General features: G+C 36.0%; 2 protein-coding genes and 1 pseudogene. 2 read left to right on the top strand and 1 reads right to left on the bottom strand.

Annotated features, from left to right (window positions below; genetic code table 11):
• A partial coding sequence (locus tag WMO23_RS11295; protein WP_435404772.1) for a hypothetical protein occupies positions 1–229 on the top strand: 229 nt, incomplete at its 5' end.
• A gap of 155 nt (positions 230–384) precedes the next feature.
• On the top strand, positions 385–1,086 hold the full coding sequence (locus WMO23_RS11290; protein WP_349174119.1) for a FadR/GntR family transcriptional regulator: 702 nt from the start codon (positions 385–387) through the stop codon (positions 1,084–1,086).
• An 83-nt stretch (positions 1,087–1,169) separates the two neighbouring features.
• Here the strand turns inward: WMO23_RS11290 and WMO23_RS11285 are convergent.
• Positions 1,170–1,268 (bottom strand): annotated as a pseudogene (locus WMO23_RS11285) (gluconate 5-dehydrogenase); the annotation flags it as partial.
• Between the last annotated feature and the right edge of the window lie 117 nt (positions 1,269–1,385).

The raw sequence follows: 1,385 nt of genomic DNA, 5'->3' as shown, positions 1-1,385 counted from the left end.
TTCGCTGCTTAGAATAATTCTGCTTACTGCCACTCTTAAAATTTTAGAACGTGGTCTTGACAAGGGGCCCATTATAGAAGACCGTAAACGTGGCCAATATTATACTTATTATACTGGTAATATGTGGGGGGACCCATCCAATTATACAGCGTCTATTAACACGAGCCGGATTACATTGGAAAAAGGCGCCGATTTGATTATCAACTATATTGAGACTTTGCAAAAGTAGATGTGTGATATCGGTTATACAAAAAAAGCTGTCGATTTCGACAGCTTTTTGCATAACTGATGTTTGATTTCTTCTTTTTTATTGGCAATTAAAGGAGTATCTGTTATCCTATACGTATCATTAATCTTCTGAGTATGAAAGATAAGGAGTTTTCAATGGTCAATTCTAAATCCTCAAAGTCTAAAATTGAAGAAACTGCCAATCAAATTATTGATTTTATTACTACAAGACAAATGCTTCCTGGAGATAAAATGCCAACGGAACCTGTACTGATGGATGATTTACATGTTAGTCGCTCTACATTAAGGGAAGCCATTCGGACATTAAGTGCTCGCAATATTTTGGAAGTGCGTCAAGGTTCTGGGACTTTTATATCTAAGCGATGTGGCGTTCCAAATGATCCACTGGGACTAACTTTTATCTATGATGATGACCGGTTGGCTATTGACTTGTTGGATGTCCGGATTATGATTGAACCTCAAACTGCCTTACTAGCAGCTATACATGCCACTGAGACGCAGTGCAAGGAATTGCTTGCGCAATGTTCATTGGTAGAACAGCTTATTAAAGAGAATAAAAAATATGAAGATGAAGATATTACTTTGCATACTATGATTGCAGAGGCTAGTGGTAATCGGATTCTTGTTAATTTATCCTATATTCTTCATACATCTGTTAAAAAAAATATTGTATCGACGGAAGACGCATTGCGTGATAATAATACTTATGTATATCATCGTAAGATTGTTGAAGCGATTGCATATCATGATGCCCAAAGTGCTTATAACGCAATGATGATTCATGTCACAACTTTGCGTGAATTTATTGTCTCCAAATTAGATACTAAAGAAAAATAATGTTTGTAGATAGCTATCGGCTTAATTAGCTACGAATCACTGACGAAAAAGGCACTGTCTTTATGAAACAGTGTCTTTTTCATTTACGGTTGTTTTCCGATATAGGCAAGAATACCGCCGTCGACATATAAGATGTGGCCATTGACGAAGTCCGACGCATGGGAAGCTAAGAATACAGCCGGGATAAGGTAAAATATATTTCGCAAATTCAATTTCATAAAAAATAGACCATGTCTGGTAATATTATACAACTTAATGAGGATCTTATAAAGAATAATTTAAAGGATCTTGTACGCAAC

Source organism: Megasphaera intestinihominis (assembly GCF_040096415.1).
GTDB classification, from domain to species: domain Bacteria; phylum Bacillota; class Negativicutes; order Veillonellales; family Megasphaeraceae; genus Megasphaera; species Megasphaera intestinihominis.
The sequence above is the reverse complement of the archived record's forward strand: the minus strand, read 5'-3'. Positions and strand labels throughout refer to the sequence as shown.

Coding starts and splice junctions, on each gene's coding strand:
- WMO23_RS11290 (WP_349174119.1), top strand. CDS start 385: ATGGTCAATTCTAAATCCTCAAAGTCTAAAATTGAAGAAACTGCCAAT.